The sequence below is a fragment of the Aeromonas sp. 600527 genome (genome assembly GCF_049175415.1).
GTDB classification, from domain to species: Bacteria; Pseudomonadota; Gammaproteobacteria; order Enterobacterales; family Aeromonadaceae; genus Aeromonas; species Aeromonas veronii_A.
The window spans coordinates 709,543-733,139 of record NZ_JAAKVA010000001.1 but is presented as its reverse complement, the minus strand read 5'-3'; the positions used below and the strand labels follow the sequence as shown (position 1 = coordinate 733,139).

General features: G+C 59.5%; 16 protein-coding genes, 1 other RNA gene and 2 pseudogenes. 12 read left to right on the top strand and 7 right to left on the bottom strand.

All coding sequences use genetic code 11. The features are described from left to right. Window positions 1-81: 81 nt before the first annotated feature. Window positions 82-875 (bottom strand): annotated as a pseudogene (locus G5154_RS03130) (LysR family transcriptional regulator); the annotation flags it as partial. A gap of 161 nt (window positions 876-1,036) precedes the next feature. Here G5154_RS03130 and G5154_RS03125 point away from each other — a divergent pair. Together G5154_RS03125 and G5154_RS03120 are read left to right on the top strand one after the other, a co-directional pair. Then, a pseudogene (locus G5154_RS03125) lies at window positions 1,037-1,730 on the top strand (formate dehydrogenase accessory sulfurtransferase FdhD). Next, window positions 1,717-4,008, top strand: coding sequence for an FdhF/YdeP family oxidoreductase (locus G5154_RS03120; protein WP_421250301.1), 2,292 nt, complete (start codon window positions 1,717-1,719; stop codon window positions 4,006-4,008). The pseudogene G5154_RS03125 and the gene G5154_RS03120 overlap by 14 nt, the downstream one beginning before the upstream one ends. A 165-nt stretch (window positions 4,009-4,173) precedes the next feature. Here G5154_RS03120 and ssrS read toward each other — a convergent pair. Together ssrS and zapA are read right to left on the bottom strand one after the other, a co-directional pair. After that, window positions 4,174-4,355, bottom strand: a non-coding RNA gene (gene ssrS / locus G5154_RS03115) — 6S RNA. A 16-nt stretch (window positions 4,356-4,371) separates the two neighbouring features. Then, window positions 4,372-4,704, bottom strand: a complete 333-nt coding sequence (gene zapA, locus G5154_RS03110) for a cell division protein ZapA (protein ID WP_005333910.1) — start codon at window positions 4,702-4,704, stop codon at window positions 4,372-4,374. Between the two features lie 173 nt (window positions 4,705-4,877). Here zapA and G5154_RS03105 point away from each other — a divergent pair, with 173 nt between their 5' ends. From G5154_RS03105 to gcvP, 6 genes are all read left to right on the top strand, one after another. Further along, a complete protein-coding gene (locus tag G5154_RS03105) occupies window positions 4,878-5,447 on the top strand; it encodes a UPF0149 family protein (RefSeq protein WP_005346580.1) in 570 nt (189 codons plus the stop codon). 177 nt (window positions 5,448-5,624) lie between these two features. Beyond that, window positions 5,625-6,848 (top strand): 2-octaprenyl-6-methoxyphenyl hydroxylase, encoded by a 1,224-nt coding sequence (gene ubiH / locus G5154_RS03100; protein WP_421250300.1) that lies wholly within the window; start codon window positions 5,625-5,627, stop codon window positions 6,846-6,848. A 122-nt stretch (window positions 6,849-6,970) separates the two neighbouring features. Further along, a complete protein-coding gene (locus G5154_RS03095; protein WP_421250335.1) occupies window positions 6,971-8,239 on the top strand; it encodes an FAD-dependent 2-octaprenylphenol hydroxylase in 1,269 nt (422 codons plus the stop codon). 416 nt (window positions 8,240-8,655) lie between these two features. Beyond that, window positions 8,656-9,753, top strand: a complete 1,098-nt coding sequence (gcvT, locus tag G5154_RS03090) for a glycine cleavage system aminomethyltransferase GcvT (protein ID WP_421250299.1) — start codon at window positions 8,656-8,658, stop codon at window positions 9,751-9,753. Between the two features lie 85 nt (window positions 9,754-9,838). Then, window positions 9,839-10,228 (top strand): glycine cleavage system protein GcvH, encoded by a 390-nt coding sequence (gcvH, locus tag G5154_RS03085; RefSeq protein WP_005333898.1) that lies wholly within the window; start codon window positions 9,839-9,841, stop codon window positions 10,226-10,228. A gap of 298 nt (window positions 10,229-10,526) precedes the next feature. Beyond that, the gene (gene gcvP, locus G5154_RS03080; protein ID WP_421250298.1) at window positions 10,527-13,403 is read left to right on the top strand and encodes an aminomethyl-transferring glycine dehydrogenase; all 2,877 of its coding nucleotides are present in this window, start codon (window positions 10,527-10,529) and stop codon (window positions 13,401-13,403) included. A 90-nt stretch (window positions 13,404-13,493) separates the two neighbouring features. Here gcvP and G5154_RS03075 read toward each other — a convergent pair whose 3' ends face one another. Next, window positions 13,494-15,047: a methyl-accepting chemotaxis protein gene (locus tag G5154_RS03075; protein WP_421243758.1), complete on the bottom strand. Its 1,554-nt coding sequence runs from the start codon at window positions 15,045-15,047 to the stop codon at window positions 13,494-13,496. A 203-nt stretch (window positions 15,048-15,250) separates the two neighbouring features. Here G5154_RS03075 and G5154_RS03070 point away from each other — a divergent pair, with 203 nt between their 5' ends. Then, window positions 15,251-15,961, top strand: a complete 711-nt coding sequence (locus G5154_RS03070; protein ID WP_421250297.1) for an HAD family hydrolase — start codon at window positions 15,251-15,253, stop codon at window positions 15,959-15,961. Between the two features lie 127 nt (window positions 15,962-16,088). Here the strand turns inward: G5154_RS03070 and G5154_RS03065 are convergent, their stop codons facing one another. Next, window positions 16,089-17,159, bottom strand: a complete 1,071-nt coding sequence (locus G5154_RS03065) for a permease (RefSeq protein ID WP_216962066.1) — start codon at window positions 17,157-17,159, stop codon at window positions 16,089-16,091. Window positions 17,160-17,265: 106 nt separating this feature from the next. Between G5154_RS03065 and G5154_RS03060 the strand changes: the two genes are divergently transcribed. Next, a complete protein-coding gene (locus G5154_RS03060; protein WP_005344826.1) occupies window positions 17,266-17,592 on the top strand; it encodes an ArsR/SmtB family transcription factor in 327 nt (108 codons plus the stop codon). Window positions 17,593-17,691: 99 nt separating this feature from the next. Here G5154_RS03060 and G5154_RS03055 read toward each other — a convergent pair whose 3' ends face one another. Further along, window positions 17,692-19,074: an amino acid permease gene (locus tag G5154_RS03055; protein ID WP_005352966.1), complete on the bottom strand. Its 1,383-nt coding sequence runs from the start codon at window positions 19,072-19,074 to the stop codon at window positions 17,692-17,694. A 386-nt stretch (window positions 19,075-19,460) separates the two neighbouring features. On the opposite strand from G5154_RS03055, the gene G5154_RS03050 reads away from it, so the two are divergent. Beyond that, the gene (locus G5154_RS03050) at window positions 19,461-19,757 is read left to right on the top strand and encodes a hypothetical protein (RefSeq protein WP_421250296.1); all 297 of its coding nucleotides are present in this window, start codon (window positions 19,461-19,463) and stop codon (window positions 19,755-19,757) included. A gap of 239 nt (window positions 19,758-19,996) precedes the next feature. Here the strand turns inward: G5154_RS03050 and ppsR are convergent, their stop codons facing one another. Continuing rightward, on the bottom strand, window positions 19,997-20,809 hold the full coding sequence (gene ppsR, locus G5154_RS03045; RefSeq protein WP_005344832.1) for a posphoenolpyruvate synthetase regulatory kinase/phosphorylase PpsR: 813 nt from the start codon (window positions 20,807-20,809) through the stop codon (window positions 19,997-19,999). 347 nt (window positions 20,810-21,156) lie between these two features. On the opposite strand from ppsR, the gene ppsA reads away from it, so the two are divergent. Then, window positions 21,157-23,529, top strand: a complete 2,373-nt coding sequence (gene ppsA / locus G5154_RS03040) for a phosphoenolpyruvate synthase (RefSeq protein ID WP_421250295.1) — start codon at window positions 21,157-21,159, stop codon at window positions 23,527-23,529. Window positions 23,530-23,597 lie beyond the last annotated feature (68 nt).

Here is a 23,597-nt window from a genome sequence, read left to right as displayed (position 1 = left end):
TTGCCAGAACCGGATGAGGTTTACCGCTTGGCCTGCATCAAGGCGCGTTTGCCGGTTCACCTTCAGCCACCAGTTCAAGAAAGGCGCGCATGGCGGGGGTGATGCTCTGCTGGCAGAGCGGGCGAGGCCGGCGCTGACGATGGCCCAGCCCAGCCCAGCCGATGGCGTACGGCGCTGACCAGATGGAACAGCGAGTCGGTCTCCAGTACCACGTTGAGCGAGGTTCCCCCCTGCTCGGCGGCGCGATCCAGATACTGACGAAATTGCATGGTGCGGCTGGGCAGCACCAATGGCTGTTGCTGTAGTTCAGCAAGCGCAATGTCGCCGCTGTGCGGGTACAGATCCGCTTCGTCACGGTTCATCAGCACCGCCATCTGGTTGGCGCCTTGCGGGTAGACATGAAAGGCGCGCCGGCCAGCTCCGCCGGCGGGTTCATCAAATCCCAGTCCGATATCGCACTGATGCAGCTCCAGCTGTGATAGCAGGGCTTCGTTGCTGAGCACCGACAGGCGAATGACGATGTCGGGATAGCGCTGCTTGCAGCGGGCGATAAACGGCATGATGTCTAGATTGGACTGGGGCACGATGCCGATGCGCAGGGTGCCGGATAGCTCGCCCTGAAACAGCGCCAGCTCCTGCTTGAGCGCCTCCTGTTCCAGCAACATTCGTTCGGCATACTGGCGTACCAGCTCGCCGGCCTCGGTCAGGGCGACAAACTGGCTGGTGCGTACCACCAGATCGGTGCCGACACTCTTTTCCAGCGCGGTAATGCTGGCCGAGAGGGTGGGTTGGGTGATGTGGCAGGCTTTGGCCGCTTTGGCAAAATGCCGGTGTTTGGCCAGCTCGTGAAAGTAGTGAAGTTGCTTGATGTTCATCTGGTTGTAGTGGAGGCAGTGGAACCGGCTATTGAAGAATTAATTAATTGAAAAAACATCTTCGATAGAATAACTCTATCAGGATATAGATTTATTTCATTGGTTTTGCGTCAGTCGCCTCTCTAAACTTGAATGCAGTTTGCATTTTTAGGCCAACCTGCATGCCTGCCCATTCTCCCGTCGCAACCCCCGCCAACTTGCCGTCACTGGATCATCTGGTAGAGGAGGTAGCCGTCGCCATCAACATCAATGGCATCAACCATGCGGTGATGATGGCGACCCCGGACGATCTCGACGACTTTGCCGTCGGCTTTCTGTTTGGCGAGGGGATTATCCGGCATAACCACGAAGTCCACGACATCCAGGTTGCGCCAGCCGAACAGGGTATTGTACTGGATATGACCATCGCCAACCGCTCTCTGGCCGCCCTGACCGAGCACAAGCGCCGGTTGACCGGGGTGACCGGCTGCGGCATCTGCGGCGTAGCGGCGGTAGAGCAGGCGTTGCCCGCTCTGTCGGTGTTGCCGCTGACGCCGCCGCTGGATGCCGAGGGCCGGATCCTCCACTGCCGGGAAGATATCGGGCGCCACAATGCTCTCGACAATGCTGCTGCGTCAACACAGTGCGTGCGACACCCTGGTGGTGACCAGCCGTTGCGGTAGCGAGCTGGTGCAAAAAGCCGCCCGCTTTGGTGCCCGTCATCTCATCTGTCTGGCATCGCCCAGCCAGCTGGCGGTCAGGCTGGCCCTCAAATACAACCTCAACGTCGTTCATATTCCCAAGTTTGATCCCCCGGTCAGCTATTCGAGCTATCGCCCGGCGGATCCCATCGGAGAGTGCCATGAGTCATATTGAAAAGCCCGCCAAAGCCGGCGGTTTTTCGTCCCTGCAATCCACCATGAAACAGGTGCTGCGCAGCCAGAAGACCCGTCAGAACATCAAGAACCTGCTGCGGGTCAACCAGACCGACGGTTTCGACTGCCCGGGGTGTGCCTGGGGTGACAACGACCACGGTACCTTCCAGTTTTGTGAAAACGGCGCCAAGGCGGTGGCATGGGAGTCTACCGGCAAGACGGTAGGGGCCGAGTTTTTCGCCGCCCACTCGGTGCGCCAGCTGGCTACCCAGAGCGACTACTGGCTCGAGTATCAGGGGCGGCTGACCGAGCCGATGCGCTACAACCCGGCGACCGATCACTACGAGCCGATAAACTGGGACGACGCCTTTGCCCTGATTGCCGACACCCTCAAGGGGCTTGCCAGCCCGGATGAGGTGGAGTTCTACACTTCGGGGCGTGCCAGCAACGAGGCCTCTTATCTTTATCAGCTGTTTGGCCGCCTGTTTGGTACCAACAACTTCCCCGACTGCTCCAACATGTGCCACGAGGCGAGCGGGGTGGCGCTGATCCAGTCGGTCGGCATCGGCAAGGGGACTGTGGTGCTGGATGACTTTGACCAGGCCGATGCGGTGTTCGTCTATGGACAGAATCCGGGTACCAACCACCCGCGCATGATGAATGCCCTGCGCCAGGCGGCGCGCGGCGGCTGCAAGATCGTCAGCTTCAACAACTTGAAAGAGGTGGCGCTGGAGCGCTTCGCCAGCCCGCAGAGCCCGCTGGAGCTGCTGACTCCGGCTGCCACCACCATCAGCCACCAATACCTGACGCCGAAACTGGGTGGCGACATGGCCGCCATCCGCGGCATGGCCAAGTACATCCTGGAAGAGGCGCCGGAGGCGGTGGATCGCGACTTTATCGCCCGCCACACCCGCCACTTTGCCGAGTACGAGGCGCAGGTGCGTGCCACCGACTGGGCCATGATCGAGCAGCAATCCGGCCTGACCCGCGCCGACATCGTGCAGGCTGCCCGGGTCTTTGCCGCCAGCCAGCGCATTATCAGTTGCTGGGCCATGGGGGTGACCCAGCACCTGCACTCGGTTGATACCATTCGCGAAATCGTCAACCTGCACCTGATGCGTGGCCAGATTGGCAAGCTGGGTGCGGGGCTCTGTCCGGTTCGGGGTCACAGCAACGTGCAGGGCAACCGCACCATGGGGATCAACGAAAAGCCCACCGCCGCCTTTATCGACCGGCTCGAGCATCACCTGCAGGTGAGCCTGCCACGGGCCCGCGGCCACAATGTCTATGAGGCGCTCAAGGCGCTGCACGAAGGCAAGAGCAAAGTACTCATCTGCTTGGGCGGCAACCTGGCTGCAGCTGCGCCCGATACCGACTTCACCTATGGGGCGATGAAAAAGGCAGAGCTCAACGTGCAGATCAGCACCAAGCTCAACCGCAGCCATCTGCAGGTGGGCAATGCAGCGCTGATCCTGCCCTGCCTCGGCCGTACCGAGCTCGATATCCAGCGCAGCGGCAACCAGAAAATCACGGTGGAGGACACCTTCAGCATGGTGCACGCCTCGACCGGCGCAGCCGAGCCGGTGTCGCCCCTCTGCCTCTCCGAGACCGACATAGTGGCGCGGATGGCTCATGCCACCGTGGGCAGCGAGCGGGTCGACTGGCTGGTTCTGCGCGATGACTATGCCCGTATTCGCGAGCTCATCGAGCAGACCATCGCCGGCTTTGCCGATTTCAATGCCCGCATCCAGCAGCCGTGCGGTTTTCATCTCGATAACTCCGCGGCGCTATTGACCTGGAATACCGCCAGCGGCAGCGCCGAGTTTCGCGCCAGTACCCTACCGCAATCAGTGTTGCCGGAGTGTACCCGCCATGCCGAACAGATGGCGGATCAGCCGGTACTGCTGCTGCAGAGCCTGCGCTCTCACGATCAGTACAACACTACTATCTACGGCATGGACGATCGCTATCGCGGCATCAAGGGCCAGCGCAACGTGGTGTTCATGAACGAGGCTGATGCTCGCCAGCTTGGCTTTGCCGAAGGGGATCGGGTTGACATGGCGGCCATCTGCAACGATGGGCGCGAGCGTAGCGTGACAGGTTTTGTGGTGGTGATCTACGAGATCCCGCGTGGCAACATCGCGGCCTACTATCCGGAGACGAACCCGCTGGTGCCTATCGACAGTATCGGCGCCGGTTCGTTTACCCCCACCTCCAAGTCCATTCCGGTGCTGGTGACAGCCTCCCGCCAGCCGAAGAACCTGTTGCTGGTCAAATAGAAGCGCTAACGCGACTGGCTGCGCTAACACAGCATGCACTGTGAATGCGGTGATGCCCCGGGTGAGCTTGTCATCCGGGGCATTTTTTCAGCTCTGAAAGGGGTAGGGGGCGTTAATCATCAGGCAAAGAAAAAGCCCGTCACGCTGGTGACGGGCTTTTGCTGTTGGTACCCCGAGATGCCGTTGCCGGTTTGGGCCCTTGAACCGTCGGTTCAAGGCGGGGATCGGATCTGACCGCAGGCTTCTCGGTCGTGCCGAGCATGCGCAATAGCCAGAAGGCAGATCCCCTGTTTGGTATGAATATCGGCTCGGGGACTTGAACCGGCTGACAAACATCCCAGGGAATTTTAAAACGGTTTGCGATTAGGGCTGCTGCCCCTCTTCGCTGGAATCACCATATTGTCCGTGCTCGATCAGGGCCGCTTCGATGGTGCGCTGCAGCATCTTGATCCGCTTGTCCATGGTCTCAGAGTATTGGTGGTTCTTCTCTTTTTCAAGGCAGAGCTCATGACAGAAATTGAGCGCCGCCATGATAGCCAATTGCTCGTTGCTGGAGACTTTGGAACGTTGACGCAGGTCGATCAACTTGTCGGTCAGCTGCTCGGCGGCCTGGCGCAGGGCATCCTGTTGTCCCAAGGGACAGGATACCTTGTAGGGACGTCCCAAAATGACGATTTCTACGGCCTCTGTGCTCATGCCTTCCTCAATACGGCGGAGCTGATTTCCGCCTTTATCCACGTGGACAACTGGGCGGGACTATATAGCGCAGATGCATAAGTTTCAAGGCCTTGCTGGCTCTGCAAGAGGGAGAATGCTAGGATCCTGACCATTAATTCTGCAAATTTGACTGAACTTTGAGCGGATCCTCGATGAGCAAAACGAACCCCCTTAAATATGCGGCAGTGGCCGACATCATGGAACAACATGAGCTGATGGCCAGCGCAGTAGAGGCCCATGGTGTGATCTGCGGTCTGGTGTGCGGCGGTGTGGCACTGGACGACAAGAGTTGGGTGCCCCATTTTAACGATCTGGTGAACGACGGTTTTGGCCTGCCGGCCCCGGTGCGCCAGGTGATGACCGATCTTTATCACAATGTGGTCGAGAGCTTGATGGCCCAGAAAGGCGTCGAGCTGCTGCTGCCAAGTGATGATGCCCCCCTTGATGAGCGCATCGATTCGCTGGTGGACTGGTCACAGGCGTTTCTGGCCGGTTTCGGCGTGGTGCAGCAGGAGCTCTCCCGCGCGTCGGAAGAGCTGCAGGAGATGATCCAGGATATCGCCAGCATCACTCAGGTCTCTGCCGAGTTCGATCAGGAAGATGACGAGAACGAAGCCTCCTTCCTGGTGCTCTACGAACACGTCAAGCTGGGGGTCATGATGGCCTTCGAAGAGTTTGGCAAGCGCCCCGATACCCCGAGCGCGCCGCCGACCCTTCATTGAGGTGCGGGTCAACGCGACCCTTACTGAATCTGCAAGAGCGCCTGATGGCGCTCTTTTTTATGGCGCTGTTGTGGCTAACCCTGTGAGGCACAACCGGTTTTTTGCCGGTGACCTCGCATTCGGCCTGCGGCTTTGTGATAGCATGAGGCCACCTTTTTCACTTCTTCCTCTCTGCTTATGTCTCAATCTGATGTGCGACAGGTCGATGTCACCCTGGTCGGCGGTGGAATGAGCGGTGCCGTGCTGGCCCTCTCGCTGGCAGCCCTGCTTCGATCCGATGGCTCCCCCCTCGAGATCCTGCTGCTGGAGGCAAGCGTCCCCGAACAGCACACCCATTCAGGGTTCGACGCCCGCGCCATTGCGCTCTCGGCCGGTACCTGTGATGCGCTGTTGCGACGCGGACTCTGGCCGCTGTTTGCCCCCCATTGCGCCCCCATTACCCAGATCCATGTCTCGGATCGGGGCCACTTCGGTCAGGCTCGCCTGTCGGCTGCCGAATACGGTCTGCCCGCGCTGGGCCAGGTGATCGAGCTTGCATCCGCTGGCAAGGAGCTGCAACGGGCGATGGCGGCCTCTCCCAATATCCGGGTCTGTTGTCCGGCACGGGTGAGCGAGATTGTGCCCGATGAGGAGAAGGTGACCCTCACCCTTGAGAGCGGTGAACAGATTGAGACCCGCCTGCTGGTGGCGGCAGACGGCGGCAACTCCTTTGTGCGTCAGCACTTCAAGTTGCCGGTGACCCGCCACGACTTTGAGCAGAGCGCCATCATCGCCACCGTTAAAACCCGGCAGGATCCGGCGGGCCGTGCCTTCGAGCGCTTTACCGAGAGCGGGCCGCTGGCGTTGCTGCCGATGCAGGGCGGCCTCTCTTCGTTGGTGTGGAGTGTCAGACGGGACGAGGTCGATGAGCTGATGGCGCTCGATGATGCCGCCTTCCTTGCCCGCTTGCAGCAGGCCTTTGGCTGGCGACTCGGTCGCTTCGAGCGATGTGGTGTGCGTAACGTCTATCCGCTCATTCTGACCGGCTGCGACTACCCGCTGGCCCAGCGCACCGTGCTGGTCGGTAATGCCGCCCACGCCTTGCACCCGATTGCCGGACAGGGCTTCAACCTCGGGATGCGGGATCTCGACCTGCTTACCGGCGCCGTAGCCAAGGCGTTGGCAGAGGGGGAGGATATCGGCAGCTTCAAGGTACTGAGTGGCTACTGGCAGCAGCGTCAGCGCGATCAGGAGCAGACCGTCTGGCTCACCTCTTCGCTGGCCCAGCTCTTCTCCAATGGTCACGATCCGCTGGTGGCGGGGCGCAATCTGGCGCTCACCCTGATGGGGCGATTCCCGTGCCTCAAGGCGCCGCTTGCCTCGCGCACCTTGGGCTTTGTCGCTGATGTGTGCGGCAACTAGCCAGCACTTGTTGAGTGGAACCTCTTGACCACCATTCGTTGATCAAAACCTATTGAATAAAGAGGTGATGCCTGCGGGCGTCCCCTCGCTGGCCAGCCGGTCAGCCCTGAAAGGATGAGATGATGCAGATGCAAAATGTGGATGTGGTGATTGTCGGTGGCGGCATGGTGGGGCTGGGGCTCGCTGCGGCCCTGAAACATAGCGCCCTCAAGGTGCTGGTGGTGGAGGGGCAATTGCCCGACCCGCAGTTGGGGGAGGTGGCCGACAACCGGGTCAGTGCCCTGAGCCTGGCCAGCCAGCAGATCCTGCGCCATGTCGGCGCCTGGGACGGCATTGAAGCGCGTCGCCTGCAGGCCTACGACAAGATGGCGGTGTGGGAGCAGGACAGTTTTGGCCATATCGACTTCGATGCCGCCAGCCTGCGTCAGGCCAACCTCGGCCACATCGTCGAGAATCGGGTGATCCAGCTGGCGCTGCTTGAGGCAATGGAAGGTGCCAGCAATATCCAGTTGCTGACCCCCGCCAGAGCCAAGAGCCTGCAGAGCGGCCCGGCGGGCGCCCTGCTGCTCCTTGAAGATGGTCAGGCCATCTCGGCCAAACTGGTGGTAGCCGCCGATGGCGCTCACTCCTGGGTGCGCCGTCAGGCTGATATCCCGCTCACCAGCTGGGATTACGGTCACCACGCCCTGGTGGCGACGGTGCGCTGCGCCGAACCCCATGAAGCTGTTGCTCGCCAGATCTTCACCCCGGATGGCCCGCTCGCCTTTTTGCCGCTGTGGCAAGAGAACCTCTGTTCCATCGTCTGGTCGCTGCCTGCGGCCCGCGCCGAGGCGCTCTGCGCCTGCGATGACGAGCAGTTCAATCGCCAGCTTACTGCCGCCTTCGACGCTCGGCTCGGTCTGTGCAAGGTGGAGGGGCCGCGCAGCGCCATTCCCCTCACTGCCCGCTATGCCCGCGACTTTGCTCGCGAGCGGTTGGTGCTGGTGGGGGATGCAGCTCATACCATCCACCCCCTGGCGGGGCAGGGGGTCAACCTTGGCCTGCTGGATGCTGCCGCGCTGGCGGAGCAGATCTTGCAAAATCATGCCGCGGGCGAGGATATCGGCCTGCTCGCCAACCTGCGCAGCTACGAGCGCTGGCGTAAGAGCGAAGCGGCTCGCATGCTTGCTGCGATGGAAGGGCTCAAACGGCTGTTCAGCGGGGCCAACCCGCTCAAGAAGCTGGTGCGGGGCGTGGGATTGCGCGCGGCCAATCTGCTGACGCCCTTCAAGGAGGGGGTGATCCGCGCCGCCATGGGGCTGGAGGGAGAGTTGCCCGCATTGGCCCGTCCTGACTGGGTCGTTGTGGCGACCAAGGGCAGTGCCATGCAGGCCAAGGGTGAAAAAAACTAATATTACTCGCCGTTTTTGACAACAAAAGTAATCCGACAAGGCTGATGACCCGTTTTGGGTGTCAGCCTTTAATTTTGCTCTGGAGCGAAACGTTTTTCTGCAAATTGTGACGAAACGGTAAAAATCAAAATTTAATCTCGCCTGAGTCGGCTTATAGCTGTTTTTATCACTGCATTTATCTTAGTGTCTGGAGTCAGTTTTACAGGAGAGGATTAGTTTTTTTTGAGCGGCACGCTCGCCTGCTTATCATATAATCCGCTCCGTTCAAGGAATCCCTCTTGCCTGGCAAGGGCAGGAGCGAGCACACACTTTTGGATCCGGTCGCTTTTTGCTGTACGTAGTGCAGTCAGAGCGGTGGCGCGGGTCGCAAGGGTGGTCGCCAAAGCGAAAAGGCTTTTTGCTAAGGAAAGAATGCGATGATCCAGACTACTGTACTGCATCCCAAACACCTGGAAGCCGGCGCCAAGATGGTGGACTTCCACGGTTGGGAAATGCCCATCAACTACGGCTCCCAGCTGGAAGAGCACCACGTGGTGCGCAGCGATGCCGGTATGTTCGATGTCTCCCACATGACCATCGTCGATTTGACCGGCGAACGGGTCAAAGCCTTTCTGCAACACCTGCTGGCCAATGACGTGGCCAAACTCACCGTCTCCGGCAAGGCCCTCTACAGCGGCATGCTCAACCCGGAAGGCGGCGTGATCGATGACCTCATCACCTATTACCTGACCGATACCTTCTACCGACTGGTGGTCAACTCTGCCACCCGCGAGAAGGACCTGGCCTGGATCCGCCATCACGCCATCGATTTCGATGTCACCGTGACCGAGCGTCCCGAGCTTGCAATGATCGCGGTGCAGGGGCCCAACGCCAAGCTCAAGGTGGCTACCGTGCTGAGCGCCGCCCAGCGCACTGCCGTGGTGGGGATGAAGCCCTTCTTCGGCGTGCAGGCTGGCGATCTCTTTATCGCCACCACCGGCTACACCGGCGAGGATGGTTATGAAATCGTGGTGCCGCAAGAGAAAGCCTGCGAGCTGTGGCAGGCACTGCTGGATAATGGCGTGGCCCCGTGTGGTCTCGGTGCCCGCGATACCCTGCGCCTCGAAGCGGGCATGAACCTCTACGGTCAGGATATGGACGAGTCAGTCTCTCCGCTCGCCGCCAACATGGCCTGGACCATCGCCTGGGAGCCGAGCGATCGCAACTTCATCGGCCGCGACGTGCTGGAAGCGCAGAAAGCGGCGGGCAACCAGCCCAAGCTGGTGGGTCTGGTGATGGAAGAGAAAGGGGTGCTGCGTGCCGGTATGCCCGTTACCTTCACCGCGGCAAACGGTGAGAAGCGGGAAGGTGTGATCACCTCCGGCTCTTTCTCTCCCACCCTGGGCTACAGTATTGCCCTGGCGCGGGTGCCCCGTGATATCGGTGAGCTGGCCGAGGTGGAGATCCGCAAGAAGCTGGTCACCGTGAAGGTCACCAAGCCCGCTTTCGTCCGTAACGGCCAGAAGCTGGTTTAACATCGTCTTGGGGGAGGGCTGTGCCTCCCCCCATCCCTTTTCATATTCGTTTTTAAACGCGACTCAAAGATCAAAGGAAGCACAAATGAGCCATATCCCGAGCGAACTGAAATATGCCACTTCCCACGAGTGGATCCGTGTTGAAGCCAACGGCGAGGCCGTGGTCGGTATCACCGAGCACGCCCAGGAGCTGCTGGGTGACATGGTGTTTGTCGAGCTGCCGGAAGTGGGCAAGCAGGTCAGTGCCGGTGACGACTGCGCCGTGGCCGAGTCGGTCAAGGCGGCCTCCGACATCTACAGCCCGGTGAGCGGCGAGATCATTGCCGTCAACGAAGAGCTGGAAGGGAGCCCCGAGCTGGTCAACTCCGATCCCTACAGCGCTGGCTGGCTGTTCCGCATCAAGCTCGATGACGAGAGCGAGCTGGCCAACCTGCTGGATGCCGAAGGCTACCAGAACGTGGTGGACGAAGAGTAATGCCCCGGGCCCTGCCAACACAGCAGGGCCCCTTTGTATGACAGCCAGCCGGGCAAGCACCGGCCGGTGGAAGGGTGAAGTCGCCCGCGCCTGCCGTTTGCCAGCCTAGGTGCCTAGGGGGCAAACGGGCCGGTCCGCAACAAGGCGATCCCCTCTTGATGCTGCCGTAGCATCTGGTGCCGCACCCTGTCTGCGGGACCCAGAACATGAGTGGAGTCGGTATCAGCCGACGATCAGGAACATCAGGTCTTGGTTATCAGGATGTCATGCCAGGACTTATTTATCAGGAAATAGGGAAATGACCCAGTCACTGTTTGCACTCGAGCAAAAAACCGATTTTGTCCGCCGCCATATCGGCCCGGGCGAGGAAGAGCTGCGCCAACTGCTGGCGACCGTTGGGGCCGAAAGCCTGGACGATTTGATTGAACAGACCGTGCCCGCCGCCATTCGCCTGCCGGGCCCGCTCGGCATCGGTGCCGGCATGACCGAAGTAGAGGCGCTGGCCAAGCTCAGGGGCTATGCCGCCCAGAACAAGATTGCCAAGAGCTATATCGGCATGGGCTATCACGATACCCATGTGCCCCACGTCATTTTGCGCAACGTGCTGGAAAACCCGGGCTGGTATACCGCCTACACCCCGTACCAGCCCGAGCTGGCGCAGGGCCGTCTCGAAGCCCTGCTCAACTTCCAGCAGCTGACGCTGGATCTCACCGGCATGGATCTGGCCAGTGCCTCCCTGTTGGATGAAGCGACCGCCGCCGCCGAGGCGATGGCGCTGGCCAAGCGGATGGCCAAGTCAAAATCCAACCTCTTCTTCGTGGCCGATGATGTGCACCCGCAGGTGATCGACGTGGTCAAGGAGCGCGCGGTTCACTTCGGTTTCGACGTGGCGGTTGGCGCCGCGAGCGATGCGGTGAGCGAAGAGGTGTTTGGTGCCCTGTTCCAGTACCCCACCACCACAGGTGAGGTGAAAGATCTGCGTGCCCTGATTGCCGCGGTACAGGCCCAGAAAGGACTGGCCTGCGTCAGCGCCGATCTGCTCTCCCTGCTGCTGCTCAAATCCCCAGGCGAGCTGGGGGCCGACGTGGTGTTGGGCTCCGCCCAGCGCTTTGGTGTGCCCATGGGCTACGGTGGCCCCCACGCCGCCTTCTTCGCCACCCGCGATGCCTACAAGCGCTCCATGCCGGGCCGCATTATCGGCGTTTCCAAGGATGCCCGTGGCAAGGCCGCGCTGCGTATGGCGATGCAGACCCGCGAGCAGCATATCCGCCGCGAGAAGGCCAACTCCAACATCTGTACCGCACAAGTGCTGCTGGCCAACATGGCAAGCTTCTACGCCGTCTACCACGGCCCGGTAGGGCTGAAAACCATCGCCTCCCGCGTGCACCGTCTCACCACCATTCTGGCGCTCGGCCTCAAGGCCAAGGGTGTGGCCCTCAAGCATGCCAGCTGGTTCGATACCCTGACCGTGCAGAGCGCTGACAAGGCCGCGCTGATCGCCAAGGCCGAGGGGCTCGGCATCAACCTGCGTGCAGACCTAGATGGCGCAGTAGGGGTGTCACTCTCTGAAACCACCACCCGCGCTGATGTGGCCGAGCTGTTCGAGCTCTTCCTCGGTCAAGGTCACGGGCTCGATATCGAGGCCCTCGACAAGGCGGCTCAGGCTCATCATGCCATCCCGCAGGATCTGCTGCGCACCGATGCCGTGCTGACCCACGAGGTGTTCAACAAGTACCACTCCGAAACCGAGATGCTGCGTTATATCCACCGTCTCGAAGCCAAGGATCTGGCGCTCAACTACGCCATGATCTCCTTGGGCTCTTGCACCATGAAGCTCAATGCTACCGCCGAGATGATCCCGGTGACCTGGCCCGAGTTTGGCAAGTTGCACCCGTTCGCGCCGCTGGCGCAGGCCAAGGGCTATCAGCTGCTGCTGGCTGATCTTGAAAACTGGCTGGTGAAGGTGACCGGTTACGATGCGGTCTGCATGCAGCCCAACTCCGGGGCGCAGGGCGAGTACGCTGGTCTCTTGGCCATCAAGAAGTACCACGAATCCCGCGGCGAGGGGCATCGCGACATCTGCCTCATTCCGGCTTCTGCCCATGGTACCAACCCGGCCTCTGCCCAGATGGCGGGGCTCAAGGTGATCGTCACCGCCTGTGACAAGTCCGGCAACGTAGATCTCGACGATCTGCGCGCCAAGGCGGCCGAGGCGGGGGATCAACTCTCCTGCCTGATGGTGACCTACCCCTCCACCCACGGGGTGTATGAGGAGACCATCAAGGAGGTGTGCGACATCGTTCACCAGCACGGTGGTCAGGTCTATCTGGATGGCGCCAACATGAACGCGCAAGTCGGGTTGACGGCACCGGGCTTTATCGGGGCGGACGTCTCTCACCTCAACCTGCACAAGACCTTCGCCATCCCTCACGGCGGTGGCGGCCCGGGCATGGGCCCCATCGGCGTGAAGAAACACCTGGCGCCGTTCGTGGCCGGCCATGCCGTGGTCAAGACCGACAAGGAGAGCCGCAACAACGGCGCCGTGTCGGCCGCACCGTTCGGCTCGGCCAGCATCCTGCCCATCAGCTGGATGTATATCGCCATGCTGGGTGATGAGGGGCTGAAGAAATCCACTCAGGTGGCCATCCTCAACGCCAACTATCTGGCCAAGAAGCTGGGTGACTCCTTCCCGGTGCTCTACTCCGGTCGTAACGGTCGTGTCGCCCACGAGTGCATTCTGGATATCCGCCCGCTCAAGGAGGCCTCCGGCATCAGCGAGATGGACGTGGCCAAGCGGCTGATGGACTACGGTTTCCACGCACCGACCATGAGCTTCCCGGTCGCGGGTACCCTGATGGTCGAGCCGACCGAGTCGGAATCCAAGCGCGAGCTGGACCGCTTCGTCGAGGCGATGACTTCCATCCGCGCCGAGATTGCCAAGGTGCAGGAGGGGCAGTGGAGCCTCACCGACAATCCGCTGGTCCATGCACCGCACACTCAGGATGACGTGATGGATGCAGAGTGGAATCGTGGCTACAGCCGCGCCGAGGCGGTCTTCCCGTCCAACGCCGTGCGTGCCGCCAAACTGTGGCCGTCAGTCAACCGCATCGACGACGTCTACGGCGATCGCAACCTGTTCTGCTCCTGCATCCCGACCGAGGAATACGCCAAGTAAAGGCGTGTTCAGAATCGCGTACTAAACAATACTAAACAACAGGGCCACCCAAACGGGTGGCCCTTTTTATATGTCATCTGATTGCTACGGCTATCCAAAGGTCCGGCTTAAGTCCTTGAGCTGGCTCGCTTTGGTCTGCAAGTTGGCGCTGGTTTCACTGACCTGATCGATTTTGAGGCTATTATCGTGAGAGAGCGAGGATATCTGGTTGATATTGCGGCTGATCTCCTCGATGACCGCTTGTTGCTCGGTAGCTGCGGCGGTTATCTGGTTGGAAAAATCAGAGACCTTGTCTATCTCGACCACAACCTGATTGAGGTTGCCGGTACTTGCCTGGGTGGTGGCGAGGCAGGCGTTGGTTCTGGTCACATTGAGATGCATCATCTCTTTCCATTCCCCCAGGGTTTGCTGGATATGGCCAATGCTGTTCTGGATTTGCTCTGTCGCCTTATGGGTTCTGGTCGAAAGGCTGCGTACCTCGTCTGCCACCACCGCAAAGCCGCGCCCCTGATCGCCAGCCCGCGCAGCTTCGATGGAGGCATTGAGCGCCAGCAGGTTGGTTTGATCCGCAATACCGCGAATTTCGCTCATTATGCTGCCGATACGCTCGGATTCACTTGCCAGTTCGACGGCTGACTGAAAGGCTTGCTCCGCCTGGGTTGCCAGCGCCGACATTTCTTCTCCCGCTTCCGAAAGCTGCTCGCTGGTGGTGATGCAGTGGCTGCGGGCCTCTTCGATCTGGTGGCTGCTGTCCTGAATGTTGCGGCTAATCTCTTCGGCAGCCGATGCCATCTGGGTGACTGCGGTGGCGACTTGCTGAATTTGCATATCCTGTGCGGAGATATCCTGGCTGGCCAATGCTGCCGAACCGCTCAAGTTGTTGGCCATGGCGTTGAGCGAGACAGTCGTGTCATCGACCCTTCCCAGCACGGTACGGATTCTGGCTTGCCACAGCTTGATATGGAAATCGGCAATGCTATGGGGTGCATCCCCCGAGAAGATGAGGCGGCTAATGCTGTCGTAGTCTTGCTCGAGCTGCTGCAAGTATCGCGGCGTGCGGAAGAGAGAATTACGGTTGAACCAGATGGCGGTCAACAGGGGAATGATGATCCAGAGCGCTTGCAGTGGTGGGAGTAGCCAGCCTGCGCTGATAACACAAACTAACAGCAGGGGGATGGTCATCATGGTTGGCGTGATCAGGCGCTGTCCCATGTGAATGGCAGAGCCGGTTTCGCGGGCTTTAAGAGCCTTGTACATCTTGCTGGCCCGCTCTTTGTGCTCCGCAGTGGGGCGACAACGGACGGATTGATAACCAACCATCTTGCCATCTTCATAAATCGGGGTGACGTAGGCATCTACCCAGTAATAGCGACCATCTTTGCAGCGGTTCTTTACCATGCCTCGCCATGGCTTGCCCGCCTTCAGGTGGGCCCAGAGATCGGCAAATGCTGCTTTGGGCATGTCGGGGTGGCGCACCAGGTTGTGATGCTGCCCCAGCATCTCTTCCAGACGATAGCCTGCCACCTGACAGAATGCCGGATTGGCATAGGTGATGTCCCCTTTGAGATCGGTCGTCGATACCAACTGCACATTATCGGTAAATTCAACCTCGGTATCTGTGGTGTGAAGTGTACTGGTTACCATGTTCAGGCTCCGGTTTTGCCATAACGGAATGCTTCGCCTGAGTATGGCAGAGGATGTTCATTTATTGTGTTGTTACACATTAACTCTTGTGCTACTGCGTGGGGACGGGACGGGTCTCACATTTTTACAGCGCGGTTTGGCGAGGAAAGGCAAGCCAAGTAACATGGCGTGACTTATGGCTGTGCAGCGAGACAGGTAACGCAATGAAGTTGGATGCGATTTTATGGGATTATGACGGTACTCTGGTCAATTCGGTGCCGAAGAATATCGATATCACCAAGCAGATCCTGGCTGAGGTCGCCCCCCATCTGACCGGAGAACATCTGCCGCGCTATCTGCGCAGCGAAGCGGAGTATCACCATGCCAATCACTCCGCCAAGAACTGGCAGGCGCTCTATATGGATTACTACGGTTTGTCGCGGGACGAGATGGTGCTGGCTGGCAGTCTGTGGGCCAAGCATCAGGAGATGAACCGGACCGAGGTGCGTTTTTTTGCGGGGCTGGAGGCGGTGATTGACCATTTCTCTGCCATTCCCCAAGGAATTTGTTCGCAGAACTCCCAAAAGAACATTCGCCGGGTACTGGAGCAGCATGGCGTGAACAGCCTGTTCAAGGCTGTGGTCGGCTATGATGACGTGCCCGGACAGCAGCAAAAACCTCATCCTTTCGGTGGCCTCAAATGTCTGGAGTCTATCTTCGGCCCAGCCAGGTGCCAGTCGCTGATCTATATCGGTGACCATGAAGCGGATGTGCAGTTTGCCCGTCATTTGCAAAGGGCGCTTGGCGAGCAGAGCCGTGTGATCTCGGTGGCTGTCGCCTATAGCTGCGCGACCCCGGAGCGCTGGGAACACCAACCCGACCATATCGCCCGTGACGTCGAGGATCTGCTCCCCATTATCGGGCAATATCTGTAACGCCGGTTGCAGATTGTCGTACGGAACATGCAAAACGCCGATCAGTTGATCGGCGTTTTGTCTATGGGATGCCTGATGGTTTCACACTCTGCTGGCTTAACACCCTGTCTGTTTAATGATGGGCGACTTAAAACAACAGTTGCGTCAGGTAGCCCATCAGGATCGCCATACCGAGTATCACGGTAAGGAAGGCCGCAATCATCGGGGTTCTGAACATGGATTTGAGCAGGATCACCTCGGTCAGACTGGCACCGGCACTGCCGATGATCAGCGCCATGACGGCGCCCATTCCCATCCCTTTGCCCAGCAGTACCGACGCCAGCGGGATCACGGCCTCGGCGCGGATGTAGAGCGGGATCCCGACGATGGCGCTGAATGGAATGGCCAGCGGGTTGTCGGCGCCAGCATGGGCGGCGATCCACTCGGCCGGAATAAAACCGTAAATAAACGAGCCGATGAGCACCCCCAGCAGCAGGAAGGGCAATACCGTTTTGAACTGCTGCCAGGCATCGATGCGAGCTTTGACCCAGGCGGTGGGGAGCTGTGGCGCTCTGGTCAGGGCAGCCGTGCCATCGCCGCAGCAGGGGAGGGTAGCCTGTTCTGCCATCTCTGGTTGCGGAGCCGGGCAGCACGCCGTCCCCTTGAGTTGTTTGATTGCGCGAATGGTACCGCGTTGGTTGTCACTGCAATTTGTTTGAGTTGTGGCGCGGGTCGCCGGGCCACAGTCGCTACCGCAAGAGGGGGTGGCCTCTTTGGGGTCGATGACGTGGCGCTCGAACCCGAGCCTGTCGAGCAGCATGCTCGCCATGACGGAGACGCTGGCGGCGATCACGGCGTAGAGCAGGGTCACTTTCCAGCCGAAGGTGGCCCACATCAAGCCGACGATGATGGGGTTCAGCAGTGGCGAAATAAACAGGAAGGTGAGGGTGGGGCCAAAGCCAGCTTTGGCCGAGAGCAGCCCTCTCAGCATGGGGATGGTGGAGCAGCTGCAAAAGGGGGTGACGGCACCGAGCAGGGCCGAGAGCAGATAGCCCTTGCCATGGCGCGCCCCCAGCATCCGCTGGATCTTCTCGTCGGGGATCTTCTGGCGGATCAGGCTGACCCCGGCGCTAATGACCAGAAACAGCACCGACAGCTCGACAGCCAGAAACAGGAACATCTGGGCTGCATCGGTCAGCATGGTTAACCACTCATTCATTGTCGTATCCTCACTTGGTTTCTATATTTCCAAAATAATCGAAATGAATGGCCGGTCAAGATATTTCTGGTATTATCGAAATATCAAATTTGTGGAGGGCGCAGAGATGCAACTGGAAGAGGTCGCCAAGGCATTGAAAGAGCTGGGTCATCCGACCCGGCTGTTTATCTTCAAACATCTGGTCAAGGCGGGAGAGCAGGGGCTGCCGGTGGGGGAGCTGCAAAAGCAGCTGGCGATCCCCGCTTCTACCCTCAGCCACCATATCGCGGCGCTGGTCTCGGTGGGGCTGGTGAAGCAAAACCGGGAGAGTCGCACCCTGCTTTGCGTCTCTCAATACGCGGTGTTGGAGGAGATCATCGCCTTTTTCCGTGATGAGTGTTGCGTCAATAGCCCGGAGCATCGGCAAGATCAAAGGCAAGAGCTGCCTTCCTGAGGGCTATGGCTGCTAGTAGTGCGGTCAGTTGCGCTGAGCGCAATAAAAAACGCCGATCATGTGATCGGCGTTTTGCATTGTTTTTCTCAGCTACGGGCATTAACCCAGATTGGCTGCGACCTTGCTTTGGGCTTGTCCCTTGCGCTTGATGACAAAGCCAATGCCCAGTACCACCAGCCAGGCGGGGATCAGTTCGACTGAGATGCGGAAATCGGGGGTCATGTACATGATCACCAGGATACCAGCCATGAACGCGAGGCAGAGGTAGTTGCCGAAGGGATACCAGAACGCCTTGAACTTGGGCTGGACGCCTTCTGCGACCTTGGCCTTGCGGAACTTGAGGTGCGCGAGGCTGATCATCGCCCAGTTGATCACCAGTGCGGAGACCACCAGCGCCATCAGCAGGCCGAACGCCTTGCCCGGCATCAGGTAGTTGATCAGCACGCAGAGCAGGGTGGCGATGGCCGAGACCGAGAGGGCAACCAGTGGCACGCCGCTCTTGTTGGTCTTGAGCAGGGCTTTCGGGCCGTTGCCCTGTTTGGCCAGACCGAACAGCATCCGGCTGTTGCAGTAGACGCAGCTGTTGTAGACCGACAGTGCCGCTGTCAGCACCACGATGTTGAGTACGGTGGCGACCAGATTGCTGTCCAGAGCGTGGAAAATCATCACGAACGGGCTGCCGCCTTCCACCACTTTACCCCAGGGATAGAGGGACATCAGGATAGCCAGGGCGCCGATGTAGAAGATGAGGATGCGGTAGATCACCTGATTGGTGGCCTTGGGAATGCTCTTCTCTGGGTTGTCCGCTTCGGCGGCGGTAATGCCCACCAGCTCCAGACCGCCGAAGGAGAACATGATCACCGCCATCGCCATCACCAGACCGCTGATGCCGTTGGGGAAGAAGCCCCCTTGTGCCCACAGGTTGGTGACGCTCGCCTCGGGTCCGCCGGCACCGGAGAGGAGCAGATAGCCGCCAAAGCCAATCATGCCGATGATGGCGACCACCTTGATGATGGCGAACCAGAACTCCATTTCGCCAAACGCTTTGACGTTGGAGAGGTTGATGGCGTTGATCAGCACGAAGAAGAAGGCTGCCGACATCCAGGTCGGGATCTCGGGCCACCAGTACTGGACATAGATGCCCACCGCGGTCAGCTCGGCCATGCTCACCAGCACGTAGAGCACCCAGTAGTTCCAGCCGGACGCAAAACCGGCAAACTCGCCCCAGTATTTGTAGGCAAAGTGGCTGAAGGAGCCGGCTACCGGCTCTTCCACCACCATTTCACCGAGCTGGCGCATGATCAGGAAGGCGATAAAGCCACCGATGGCATACCCCAGCAGGACTGAGGGGCCTGCCATCTTGATGGTTTGGGCAATGCCCAGAAAGAGGCCGGTGCCGATGGCGCCGCCCAAAGCAATCAACTGAATGTGGCGGTTTTTAAGGCCGCGCTTCAGCTCCTCACCGTCTTGTTTCAAATCCATGGGTCTGTCCTTACGTCTCTGTTGTCTCTGGTCGGTGTTGGGCTCATCCTGAGCAGGCCGCAGTGCGTAGCCAAAACCTGACGAAAGCTGTATTTATTTCGTTACGCCATGCCATTTTCAATTTTTAGTGTTGGCTGGCAACCGAAGCAGAATAGTGATAATCCGCCATGAATGCACCTGTTTTCCATCTCTAATGGCCGTGTTTTGTACCAAAGGCAGCTTTTTCATGATCTGAAGAGGCTTCTTGGTAGTTTTTGGTTGATGTTTGTGCAATCGAATTCTGTTTTATTGACATTTTGTCTTGTTGGTGTGCTTTTGTGGTGCCAAGCCACAAATGGATGCAAATGATGCCAAACAAGCGAGAGTACAGGTAAGAGTGCAGGGAGTTGGAGTACAGAAAGCGCGAAAGCGTGCTGCAACAAAGGGTTGCCCGGGGGGGGCTGGTGACGCTCTGGCTGGCGATAGCTGCCAGTCCGCTGCTGTTGCTGGTGGTCGCCACCATGCTGCTGGGTTGGCTGTTACTCGGTGATCAGGGATTGCTGCACTACTGGCAGTCGCTGTTGCTGGTTGGTGGGGTAACGGGGGCGCTCGTTGGCGGCTGGCTGGCGGAGCGGGTTCGCCTGCGCCACGGTTTGCTGGCCTTCTATGCCCGGTTGATGAACAACCCTGAGCTCAATCGTTAGTTAACGCTGGCTGTTTGCCGAGCGCAGCAGAACGGAATCGAATAGCAGCTAACTGGCAGCGGGTGACAAGGGCACAACGGCAAGGTCGACAAGAAGAGGGATAAGCATTTGTGGTGCTTATCCCTTTTTTATCCATGCTTTTCACTGTCATCTATGTGAATCGCAGTTAGCAACAGCTGACTTTCGCCGAGACACTGTAACTTTTATCTTTTGTTGATGCCGATAGCTGTCAAGCTGGATTAACAGAGCTGGCGGCGCAGACCGGTCGCCTCGAGGACCTTGGCGCTGATCTCCTCCACCGAGTGGGAGCTGGTATCGAGGAAGCGTATCGCCTCCTGGCGAAACAGCCTCTCCACGCAGGCCAGCTCCTGCTCGCACTGTTCGATGGAGGAGTAGCGGCTGTTAGCGCGGCGCTGGTTACGGATCTCGTGCAGCCGCTGCGGCGCTATGGTGAGGCCAAACAGCTTGTGACGGTTGGCCTTGAGGGGGGCGGGCAGCTCCAGCATCCCCATGTCCTGCTCGATAAAGGGGTAGTTGGCGGCGCGAATGCCAAACTGCAGCGCCAGATAGAGGCTGGTGGGGGTCTTGCCGCAGCGGGAGACCCCGATCAGGATGATGTCCGCCTCATCGTACTCTTTGGTGGTGATGCCATCGTCGTTGGCCAGTGCGAAGTTGACCGCCTCGATGCGATCGTCATAGAGCTTGCGATTCTCCATACCGTGGGTGCGGTGGAGGCGGGGCTCGGCTTTTACCCCCAGCTCCTGCTCCAGCGGGCTGACGAAGGTATTGAGAAAGTCGTGGCCGCACGCCTCCGATTTCAGTACCTCTTCCCGTACCAGCGGGTCGACGATGGTGTGAAACAGGATGGGGCGTACCCCGGTCTGGCGGAACTGCTCGTCGATCCGCATCCGTACCTGACGGGCTTTCTCCAGTGTCTCCACAAAGGGGATAGTGATCTGCTCGAAGGCCAGCGGAAACTGGCTCAGTACCGCGTGGCCGAACACTTCGGCGGTGATGGCGGTGCCGTCTGAAACATAAAATACGGTGTGCACGTAGGGCTCCTGTGATACCGCGGGTGGGATCGCATGGGGTAAAGGGTGAGAAGTATCTCCCGAAACCATATCAGTTTTGTCAACCAGTCTGCTGTGCCCAAGTTGTGAAGTGGCTTGCAAACCTGAATCGTTATCTTTTTGTGTCGCCATTGTAGAATGTTCCGGTCATTCGACCATCCCCAATGCTTGCTCGGGGATTTTTTTGAAAACCAATAGAAAACGTTTTCATGGTCGTTGGCAACAGAAGAAACAGACAATAACGCACCTGACTTACCCATAACCTCATCGATTAAATCGGGCGCACGAGGTGCTATGGCATCGGTGCCCACCAACCTGGAGACATCCAAGTGCAACAGTACGTGCTCTGGTACGAACAACTCGGAATGCAGGACGTAGAACGAGTTGGCGGCAAGAACGCATCCCTTGGCGAGATGATCAGCAACCTCTCTGGCGCCGGCGTATCCGTGCCGGGGGGCTTTGCCACCACCGCCTTTGCGTTTCACGAGTTTCTGGAGTCAAGCGGCCTCAACGGCAAGATCCACCATCTTCTCGACAATCTGGACGTGGACGATATCGCCGCCCTCAACCGGGCCGGTCAGCAGATCCGCGACTGGGTGATCGAAGCCCCGTTCCAGCCCGAGCTGGAGCAGGCGATCCGGGTTGCCTATGAAAAGTTGAGTGCAGGAGTCGAGGCCTCGTTTGCGGTGCGATCCTCCGCCACCGCCGAGGATATGCCGGACGCCTCCTTTGCCGGTCAGCAGGAGACCTTCCTCAACGTACGTGGCATTGATGCCGTCATGACGGCGGTCAAGCATGTGTTTGCTTCCCTGTTCAACGATCGCGCCATCTCCTATCGGGTGCATCAGGGCTATGACCACAAGGGCGTTGCCCTCTCGGCCGGGGTGCAGCGGATGGTGCGTTCCGATCTCGCCGCCTCCGGCGTCATGTTTACTCTGGATACCGAGTCCGGCTTCAACGACGTGGTTTTTATCACCGGGGCCCATGGTCTTGGCGAGATGGTGGTGCAAGGGGCGGTCAACCCGGACGAGTTCTATGTGCACAAGCCGACCCTCAAGGGGGGGCGCCCGGCGGTGGTGCGCAAGACCCTCGGCTCCAAGCTTATCAAGATGACCTATTCGGACGATGCCGGTCACGGCCGTCAGGTGAAGATTGTCGACACCGATGAGGCCGAGCGCAGCCGCTTCTGCATCAGCGATGAGGAGGTGATGGCGCTGGCGAAACAGGCCCTTATCATCGAGCAGCACTATGGCCGCCCGATGGATATCGAGTGGGCTAAGGATGGTCAGGATGGCCAGCTCTATATCGTGCAGGCTCGCCCGGAAACCGTGCGCAGCCGTCAGGAGGCCAACACCCTCGAGCGTTTTGCACTCAAGCAAGCGGGTAAGGTGTTGATCGAGGGGCGTGCCATCGGCCACAAGATTGGCGCGGGCCCGGCGCGGGTCATCTCCTCCATCAGCCAGATGGACGAGGTGCAACCCGGCGACGTGCTGGTGACTGATATGACCGATCCGGACTGGGAGCCCATCATGAAGCGGGCCTCCGCCATCGTCACCAACCGTGGCGGCCGCACCTGCCATGCTGCCATTATCGCCCGCGAGCTGGGCATTCCGGCAGTGGTGGGCTGTGGCAACGCCACCGACCATATTCAGCCGGGCCAGCGGATCACCGTCTCCTGCGCGGAAGGGGATACCGGTTTTATCTATGACGGCGAGCTGGACTTCGATGTGGCAGTGACCGAGGTGGGCAATATGCCACGCCTGCCCATCAAGATCATGATGAACGTCGGCAACCCGGACAGGGCGTTCGACTTTGCCCAGTTGCCTAATGCTGGCGTAGGACTGGCACGCCTTGAATTCATCATCAACCGGATGATCGGCGTGCACCCCAAGGCCTTGCTGGAGTTTGACCAGCAAACCCCAGAGCTGCAGGCCTCCATCGGCAAGATGATCGCCGGTTACGACAGCCCGCGGGAGTTCTATGTGGCCAAGCTGACCGAGGGGATCGCCACTCTGGGGGCCGCCTTCTGGCCGGAGCGGGTGATCGTGCGGATGTCGGACTTCAAGTCCAACGAGTACGCCAATCTGGTGGGCGGTCGTGGCTACGAGCCCCACGAGGAGAACCCGATGATCGGTTTTCGTGGCGCATCCCGCTACATCGCCGACAGCTTCCGCCCCTGCTTTGCCCTCGAGTGCGAGGCGATCAAGCGGGTGCGCGATGTGATGGGATTGACCAACGTCGAGGTGATGATCCCCTTCGTGCGCACCGTGGGCGAGGCGGAGCAGGTGATCGACATCCTGGCCGAGAACGGTCTGCGCCGTGGCGAGCGGGGGCTCAAGGTGATCATGATGTGCGAGATCCCGAGCAATGCCCTCTTGGCAGACAAGTTCCTCGAACACGTGGACGGCTTCTCCATCGGTTCCAACGACATGACCCAGCTGACCCTTGGGCTGGATCGGGACTCGGGGCTGATTGCCCACCTGTTCGACGAGCGCAACGAGGCGGTCAAGGCACTGCTGTCGATGGCGATTCAGGCCGCGCGCAAGGCGGGCAAGTACGTGGGGATCTGCGGTCAGGGGCCATCTGATCACCCGGACTTTGCCGCCTGGCTGGTGGAGCAGGGGATCGATTCGGTGTCTCTCAACCCCGATACCGTGGTCGATACCTGGCTCTATCTGGCGGAGCAGCATGGTGCCAAGTAAGTCACTATCGACATGAGTGATTAGAAAGGGGGGCCTAATGGCCCCCTTTTGATCGATATTATCTTATG